The organism is Wolbachia endosymbiont of Drosophila baimaii, from assembly GCF_028982185.1.
GTDB classification, from domain to species: Bacteria; Pseudomonadota; Alphaproteobacteria; order Rickettsiales; family Anaplasmataceae; genus Wolbachia; species Wolbachia pipientis.
Genome location: NZ_JAPQLE010000062.1, coordinates 1 through 8,323 on the forward strand (window position 1 = coordinate 1; position 8,323 = coordinate 8,323).

General features: G+C 34.6%; 8 protein-coding genes and 1 tRNA gene. 7 read left to right on the forward strand and 2 right to left on the reverse strand.

All coding sequences use genetic code 11. From position 1 onward, the window contains the following. Positions 1–173: IS630 transposase-related protein (locus OZD66_RS01885; protein WP_275022056.1), on the reverse strand; the 173-nt coding region annotated here is incomplete at its 3' end. Between the two features lie 49 nt (positions 174–222). On the opposite strand from OZD66_RS01885, the gene OZD66_RS01890 reads away from it, so the two are divergent. From OZD66_RS01890 to dapA, 6 genes are all read left to right on the forward strand, one after another. Beyond that, on the forward strand, positions 223–1,590 hold the full coding sequence (locus tag OZD66_RS01890) for a hypothetical protein (RefSeq protein ID WP_182367045.1): 1,368 nt from the start codon (positions 223–225) through the stop codon (positions 1,588–1,590). A 4-nt stretch (positions 1,591–1,594) separates the two neighbouring features. After that, positions 1,595–2,203, forward strand: a complete 609-nt coding sequence (locus OZD66_RS01895) for a hypothetical protein (RefSeq protein WP_182367046.1) — start codon at positions 1,595–1,597, stop codon at positions 2,201–2,203. Positions 2,204–2,207: 4 nt separating this feature from the next. Next, positions 2,208–3,023: a hypothetical protein gene (locus tag OZD66_RS01900; protein ID WP_182367048.1), complete on the forward strand. Its 816-nt coding sequence runs from the start codon at positions 2,208–2,210 to the stop codon at positions 3,021–3,023. Between the two features lie 13 nt (positions 3,024–3,036). Then, a tRNA-Arg gene (locus tag OZD66_RS01905) sits at positions 3,037–3,110 on the forward strand. A 67-nt stretch (positions 3,111–3,177) separates the two neighbouring features. Beyond that, positions 3,178–3,660: a single-stranded DNA-binding protein gene (ssb, locus tag OZD66_RS01910; protein WP_064125083.1), complete on the forward strand. Its 483-nt coding sequence runs from the start codon at positions 3,178–3,180 to the stop codon at positions 3,658–3,660. Between the two features lie 9 nt (positions 3,661–3,669). Continuing rightward, positions 3,670–4,551 (forward strand): 4-hydroxy-tetrahydrodipicolinate synthase, encoded by an 882-nt coding sequence (dapA, locus tag OZD66_RS01915; protein ID WP_182367050.1) that lies wholly within the window; start codon positions 3,670–3,672, stop codon positions 4,549–4,551. 38 nt (positions 4,552–4,589) lie between these two features. On the opposite strand, the gene ligA is transcribed toward dapA, so the two are convergent. Then, entirely contained in the window at positions 4,590–6,578 is a 1,989-nt protein-coding gene (gene ligA, locus OZD66_RS01920) for an NAD-dependent DNA ligase LigA (RefSeq protein ID WP_182367052.1), read from the reverse strand. A gap of 206 nt (positions 6,579–6,784) precedes the next feature. Here ligA and gltX point away from each other — a divergent pair, with 206 nt between their 5' ends. Continuing rightward, on the forward strand, positions 6,785–8,107 hold the full coding sequence (gene gltX, locus OZD66_RS01925) for a glutamate--tRNA ligase (protein ID WP_182367054.1): 1,323 nt from the start codon (positions 6,785–6,787) through the stop codon (positions 8,105–8,107). The last annotated feature ends 216 nt before the right edge of the window (positions 8,108–8,323 follow it).

An 8,323-nucleotide genomic window follows, 5' to 3' on the forward strand; every position in this document is an offset into this window, starting at 1 on the left:
CCATTTCCAAGTTTTTTTGATTGAAAGTCTCCTGTTTCTTTTCTTCTTTGCTGCCACTCCCATAAAGTAGTTCGTCCAATTTTAAATCTTGCTGCCACTGTTTCTCTGCTTTCTCCTTCGTCTAGCGCTTCCATTGCTTTTTTCCTTAAGTCATAACTATATGCTGCTGGCACTCAACCTCCTTATCATCGTCTATCCTTATCTTATCACATCCGGACTTCTATGAAAAGAGCTATAAATAAAAGGTATTTTGTTAAGGGCAAAAACGATAAAGCAGTTTCCGATTTAATTTCATGTCTTTCGTCAGATAAAAAAGCACCTTTATACCTGGTGCTTAATCATGCAGATCAAAATTACTCGCTACAGTTTATTACAAGGGCAAACAAGATTAGTGCCTATCTATCAGCAAAAACAAAGATGGAGCATTTTTCTCGTAATAATGACATAAGTTCAGTTTTTTTGGTTGAGAAGCCAAACAAATTCAATCAAAACTGGTGCTATCTTCTTGTTTCATCAAAAGCAAAGCATTTAGTAGAATATTGGTTGAATGTGTTTATTGAGATAGGCTCCAACTTTAAGGGAATATTAATGTTTCCTATAGAAATAAGTAATATAACAAAAAAGATTCTACATAAAGATCCTAGTAATTGGAAAATTATAGTTGCTGCAACTAAAACGGGAGGCTATAGACAAGTGGTTCTTAAAGAGAATAAAATGGTATTTACGCGTTTAACATCATTTACTAATGATAATTTACCAGGAATTATCGCTGGTGGAATATATCAGGAAGTGCAAGATACTATTCGATCCTTAACTAAGTTTGGGTTTGAAAAAAATAACCCTATCGACCTTTGTATCATAGTGTCAGAAGATATCAAAGCTAGCTTATCAGTCATAAATTTTTCAGAGAACAGTGTGAACATATTAACTCCATATGAGTTAGGCAAACTATTAGGAGCAGAACTAGCTATAAGTGAAAAAGATAACTTTTGCGATACCATAATTTTGTTTCATAGCTTTAAGAATAAATTAGCAGCTATTTTTAATACAAAGGAAACTAAAGAATTTTATCTATTCAGTTACCTTTATTTAAACTCTCCTCGAATTTTTCTATACTTCGCCCTGGTTTTAGTTATAACAAACACCCTTTGTTTGCTAAATTTGTATTCAAACTTCAATGTCGCTGATAATTTATCAGCAAAGCAGAGCACCTTAAATAACCAATTAACAAAACTTAGCCAAAGCTATAATGTAAAAAAAATAGATGAAATTTATGATTTTATTAATATCAATAATATTTTATCAAAAATAGAATACTCTCCTCTTACACAAGTTAAGTATGTAGAAAAGTTAAAAGTACCAGGTATAGAGCTTCGATCATTTGAATGGAATTATAATGAGGCAAAAAGTTATATTACTACAACTTTAAGGTTTAATTTTCAATCCGGTAAAAATATTTCTCATCAATACGAGAAACTACGAAAAAATTTAAACGATAATTTTCGTACCTACGACATTAATATTTCTAGCTTACCTGCTGCTAAAGAGCAAAATCTATCTATTGATGTTGAAATAGGAGAGGCAATGTAGATTAATGACTATCTCTCAATTAAAAAGAAAAGCTACAATTCAGTTTATATCGTATTTGTTATTATCTGTTGGATTAATAGGGTTATTAACATATGTTGTTATCTATAACGAAAAGATTTATAATAAAAACCAAATTGCGATTGATAAAATACGTTCTATTAATTTACAGATTACTGGAATTCAAAAAAAGGAAGTTGTTCTAAATAAAAACCTAGATTTATGGAAAAAAATTTCCTCTTCAAATTTACGTAGTAGCAGATACATTGCAAATTTAAATTTCGAGCTTAGCAAGTTATATAAAAAGTACTATATATTAGAACCTGAAATATCAATTTCTATACCCGAAGAAGTTGAGCTCCACAACAAAAGTGAACGCACAAAAGTAATAAAAAGTGAAGTGATCCTAAATTTAAGCTCAATCAGCGATAAGCATATTTTTTTATTTCTACAGTCTATTCCAAATCTGCCCGGTTATGTTATGATCAAATCTCTTATTTTAAATAAGCAGAGAAATATTGATGCTGCAACTATGAATCAGATTTTGAATGGTAATATGATAGAGATAGTGAGAGCTAATATAGTCTTTGATTGGTATACTATATTAAGTAGATAAGGTGATGAACATAAAGCTGTTTTTTATTTTTGTGCTACTCATTTCCAATGTTAATGCATATTGCAGTTGTGAAGATATCATAGAAAGCATAGAAATTTGTAAGGAGTATTCTTGCCGACAATATATTGGCAATGAAGATTTTATTGAGCATAAAATATTAGGATTAAATAGTGGAAATTTATGCGTATATATAGAAAAACAAGGTAATGATGAAATGGTTTGTCATCATTCTCAGTATGGAATGATGATAGAAAAAAGATATTTTGAAAGTATTCTTAAAGTTGGCAATCAAGAAATCGACGATTTTATTGATATAGCAAATTTGCGTGCAAAAGAGTGTTTCTTTATTAACAATCAAAAACTAAGCTATACAGATCGGGACGATATAATAAGAGAAGCAGTGGAAAGTGACTTTGACGTTTTGTCACAATATAGTAACGTAAAAAGCATTTTTTTTGATGAAGAGCCAGTTAATAGAATGGTCAATGAAATGGAAAAGTTCAATTTACGATCTTCAAGAGCTGTAAAAGAGGAGGTATCAGATAATTTCAACTGTAAGGTAGTGAGTTTAGACTCAATTTTATATCTTTCTCCCGATACATGGAAAATATGGGTAAATGGAAAACTGTTTATAAATACTAAGGACTTAAAGGTGCACTCAGTCACTGAAAATTATGTAACTTTTGTATGGACCGTAGATCAAAAAGCAATAAAAAAGCATGCGAATGATTCTCAAAATGTATATTTTGGACATGGGAGTATTATGTTTACGCTTTATCCAAAACAAAAATTTGACTTGGACAGTTTATCTATTAAATAAATTAAATATACATGCGCTTGTAGCTCAGTTGGATAGAGCGTTGCCCTCCGGAGGCAAAGGCCGTGGGTTCGAATCCCTTCAAGCGCACTTTTAATAAAATTTGACAATAGTACTTTCATATAAGATAATAAATGGATTTATTTAGAACATAATTATGTCTGGTGGTACCATAAACAAAGTCATACTAGTTGGTAATTTAGGAAAAGATCCTGAAATTAGGACTACACAAAATGGAAAAGAAATGGCAAGTTTTTCAATAGCCACGTCTGAAAGTTGGACTGACAAACTTTCCGGTATGCGCTCTGAAAAGACAGAATGGCATAATATCGTAATTTTTAGTGAAGGATTAGTAAAAATCGTCAAAGATTTTGCACGTAAAGGCAGTAAAGTTTATGTTGAAGGTTCTTTGAGAACTAGAAAATGGACTGACCAAAACGGTAGTGAAAGATACACAACAGAGGTGGTTCTATATAATTTTAATAGCGCTCTTACTCTCTTGGATTCACGAAATAGTGCGCCAAATCCTGATTACAAGCCAAGTGAATACAAACAAGGTGAAACAGAACAAAAAGATAAACACGAAAGTTTTGACAACGATATAAAAGATGAACTACTCGACGATGAAATACCATTTTAACAATTTAAATTGAAATCTACATTTTTATGTACTGCTTGTGTTACTCCTTTTAATTGCAATGGGGATAGCATAGATTATAGCAGTTTGCAGCGTTTACTGACAATGCAAGTTAAAGCTGAAAATGGCGTAGTGTTGCTGGGTAGCACAGGTGAGAGCCTATCGCTTACTGATTCTGAAAAACGCGAGTTAGTTGAATTTGTATGTAAGCTAAAATTAAATACAAAAATTATAATTGGCGTACCAGGGGTGAATCTATATCAGGCTCTTGAATGGCTTGATTTTTGCAAGGGTATGCCTATTCACGGCTATCTAATGACAACTCCCATTTATGCAAAGCCCGGAATTATGGGGCAGACTTTATGGTTTGAAAAGCTGCTTGAGAAAGCACATGTGCCGGTTATGTTTTACAATATTCCATCAAGAGCAGGAGTGAGTCTTCACGCTGAAACTGTACGCAACTTATCCAGCCACGAAAAATTTTGGGCTATCAAAGATTCAAGTGGCACTGTTGATACTTTAGCTCAGTATAAGAAAGTTGCACCAAATATTGAGGTCTTTTGCGGAGATGATAATATGATATCTGATATGGCCGCTTATGGTGCGGCTGGCCTGGTTTCCGTTGCTGCCAATGTTTGGCCACGCATAGCGCATGAATACGTTAAGAAGTGCCTCAATGGCAGGAACCCTCAGGCAGATATCTGGCAACAGGCTTGCGAAGCGTTATTTATTGCCAGCAACCCAATACCCACTAAAGCACTGCTACATGATATTGGACTCATAGAACACAAAACTGTCCGCCTACCACTTAGCACAGAAGACTTACCGTCTATTGAAATGCTAAGGCAAGCCAATAAAATGATTCTTGGATGGAAAGAATTGGCTACTCTCTAAATAGTCTTGCAACTTTGATTTAATATACAATCCAAGTGTCATTTGAACACTCCCAAACTTATCACTTTATGCCACTGGTCTTCATCTAAAATCTCTACACCTAATTCCACTGCCTTTTTATATTTGGATCCTGGTTTTTCTCCTGCAATTAGGTAGTCAGTTTTAGCAGAAAGATGTGAGCTGACCTTTGCTCCCAGAGTTTTGGCTCTTACTTTTGCCTCTCCTCTACTCATAGCAAGTAGCTTACCAGTAAACACTATAATTTTATTATTTAAAACAGAGTCACTAGAGTTGGAGCTCACAGGAAGAATTTGAAGACAAGCAGTAAGATCATTTAACATTTTGATGTTATGTTCCTTAGAAAAAAATGATTCCAAAGATTCAGTTACTTTTTTTCCTATGCCGTCTATACCTACTAGCTCAGTATTATCTGATGACAGTTCAATCATCGAATTATACCAATTATCATAAGAAACATAATAATCTGCAAGCAATTCTGCTGCAACTTGGCCAATAAATCTAATACCTAAAGAAAATATAAACCTATCTAGAGTTATTACCCTTCTGCTTTGTATAGCATTTAATAAATGAGCTATTGATTTCTTGCCCCAACCAGACTGTTCTTCCAGATTAAATTCATCCAATCTTTCTTCTAAAGTAAAAATATCGGGAATTTGTTTTATCAGACCAAGGTCGTAAAAAAACTCTATCTGCTTATCACCAAGGCCAACAATGTCAAATGCATCTTTCGATACAAAATGCTTTAGTTTTTCTATTATTTGAGCTTTACAGGCAAATTCCTCAGGACATCTTACTGCAGCCTCTCCCTCAACCTGACGTACTTTACTACCACATTCAGGGCATACTTCAGGAAACACAAATTCAGGTGTATTTGGAAGACGAGAATCTCTGCTTACTTCAATGATCTGGGGAATTACATCCCCTGCCCTTTTGATTGTTACAATATCTCCCTCTCTTATATCTTTACGTTTTATCTCACCTTGGTTATGCAGACTTGCTCTACTAACTAGCACCCCACCAATATTGACTGGCACTAAATCTGCAACTGGAGTTAAAACCCCTGTTCTGCCCACCTGTATAAATATCTTATTTAACTTTGTTTTTGCATAAACCGCAGAAAACTTGTATGCAAGTGCTGAGCGCGGTGCTTTGTGAGTATTCCCTAGACGATTTTGTAGTACCAAATCATTTACTTTATAGACTATTCCATCAATATCATAATCCAAGTTATAGCGACAGTTATAGACTTCGTTATAGAACTTCAGCATTCCATCCAAACTACTCGTTAAGGACTGATGCTCATTTATGCAAAAACCAAGTGCCTCAAGCTTATTTAGTACCTCACTTTGACTTTTCTCTGCTCCACCAATCAAAGAATAAGCAAAATATCTAAGAGGTCTGCTTGCTGTAATGTTTGCATCCAATTGCTTTAGAGAACCAGCGGCTGCATTTCGAGGATTGGCAAATTCATCGTTTTCATTTAACTTTAAAAAGTCGCTGTTGCTGATGTATATTTCACCTCTTACTTCTAGTCTTCCTTGCACACCTTGCAAAAACTTAGGAAAGCCTTTTATTGTTGCAACATTGTGAGTGACATCTTCTCCTACAAAACCGTCACCTCGAGTTGCAGCTTTAACAAATCTCCCATCCTCATAAATTGCAGAAAACGACAACCCATCAATTTTTGGTTCACATAATATCTCTATTTTGTCTTCAATTAAAAACCTCTTTATTTTAGACAAAAATTTCTCTACACCTTGTTCATCATAAGCATTCTCAAGGGAAAGCATAGGTTCTTGATGTTCCACCTTAGAAAACCTCTCATCAGGTGGAGCACCAACACTATCTTGTGTTGCATAAATTTCTGGCTCTATTTCAGCTAACTTTTTCTTCAGTTCATCATATTCAGCATCACTTATTTCTGGCTTATTTTTTTGATGATACAAAACATTATGATAATTTATTTGATCTTGCAGTTTTTCTCTCATCTTTTCTAAGTTAGTCATGATACCAATATAATGCTACATTAGCCTTTGTCGTCAAGCCATGAATTTTCTTGAATTCATCATATGGTCTCAAACATCAAAGGTGCCACAACGCTATAGCCATACTTATTCTTCTTTTGCTCAATTGTATTAGCAGATCTCGCTTGCTTTAGCCGTACATTTATATAAAATTAAAATAAATTAGAGTAAACAATATTGCTGTTTAAATGCTAACAAGATTCGCTCCAAGCCCAACTGGCTACCTCCACGTAGGAAACGTACGAACTGCCTTGGTTTGTTGGATGTACACACGCAATCAAAATGGAAAATTTTTACTCCGTTTTGATGATACTGACCTTCAGCGTTCAGATGTCAAATATATAAATGATATCATACAAGATTTAAAATGGATTGGTATCAATTGGAATGCAAGTTTCAAGCAATCAGAGCGCTTTGAGCGTTACAATGAGGTGTTTTTGCAGTTAATAAAAGAAGGGCATATTTATGCATGCTATGAAACAAGAGAAGAGTTAGAAATTAAACGAAAATTGCAGTTAAAACAAGGACTTCCCCCGGTATATAACAGAAGCGCGTTACTTCTAACTGAGCAAGAGAAAATTCGTTATGAGCAAGAAGGAAGAAGACCACATTTTAGATTTAAGTTGGATAGAAATGAAGTTGTTAAATGGAATGATAAAGTTAAAGGTGAAATAAATATTGCAACCAGTAGCATAAGTGACCCCGTGGTAAAGAGAGAAGATGGAATGTACACATACATGTTACCTTCTGCTATCGATGATGTTGACTTTAATGTAACCCATATTGTACGCGGGGAAGATCATGTAACTAATACCGCAGTGCAAATTCAAATGATTAAAGCATTAAAAGCGAAAATCCCTACATTTGCTCACCTTTCTCTGCTACATTTTGATGATAGCAAGATATCCAAGCGAGTCGGTGGGCTGGATATCAAATCTATAAAAGAAGATGAAATTGAACCGATGGCACTAGTTAGTTATTTAGTGAAGCTTGGAACATCCAATCCAATTGAAGCTTGCGCCTGTATGCAATCTTTGATTGATTCATTCGACATTAAAAAATTTAGCTCAGCATGTACGCAATTTAGCTTGAGTGAAGCATACAAGCTAAATAGCAAAGTGCTGCAACAAATGCCATTTGAAATGGTGCAAGACCGTTTAAGTCAAATTGGAGTGTACTCCTCAGAGTTTTGGTATTTTATAAGGAACAATATAGAAAGGTTTTCTGAGGTGGCCAAGTGGTGGAAAATATGCAAATCCGATATAGAGCCTGTGATTCTTGATAAGGAGCTTATAAAAATTGCGTTCAATGCATTGCCCCAAGGTGATTGTAATGAAAACACGTTGTCAGAATGGGTCAAAACTATTCGACAAACAGTGGATATAAAGGCAAAAGACCTATTTACGCAGTTGCGTTCAGCTTTAACAGGAACAGAAACAGGCCCAGAGCTCGCTAAACTATTAATTTTTATCGGCAAAGAAAATATCATTGCAAGGTTAAAAGAAAAGTGAAAACTAAAGAATTATAGCTAATGCAATCCCTACGTCATACCGCGATTCATTCGCGGTATCCCTTAGCCGCTAACAAGAGATCCCGCTAACAAGTAGCGGGATGACGGTTGTCGTTTAGCCATAAATATTAAGAAATTTACCAAATGAAAAAAAAGGCAAAAGAAGCCCCGTGGTTGGCTAATTACTTACATTATACTTTCAAGTATGGCGTTTTTT

What these genes read in the sequence shown, in the direction of transcription:
- OZD66_RS01890 (WP_182367045.1), top strand. Translation starts at nt 223, where the DNA reads ATGAAAAGAGCTATAAATAAAAGGTATTTTGTTAAGGGCAAAAACGAT.
- OZD66_RS01895 (WP_182367046.1), top strand. Translation starts at nt 1,595, where the DNA reads ATGACTATCTCTCAATTAAAAAGAAAAGCTACAATTCAGTTTATATCG.
- OZD66_RS01900 (WP_182367048.1), top strand. Translation starts at nt 2,208, where the DNA reads ATGAACATAAAGCTGTTTTTTATTTTTGTGCTACTCATTTCCAATGTT.
- ssb (WP_064125083.1), top strand. Translation starts at nt 3,178, where the DNA reads ATGTCTGGTGGTACCATAAACAAAGTCATACTAGTTGGTAATTTAGGA.
- ligA (WP_182367052.1), bottom strand. Translation starts at nt 6,578, where the DNA reads ATGACTAACTTAGAAAAGATGAGAGAAAAACTGCAAGATCAAATAAAT.
- gltX (WP_182367054.1), top strand. Translation starts at nt 6,785, where the DNA reads ATGCTAACAAGATTCGCTCCAAGCCCAACTGGCTACCTCCACGTAGGA.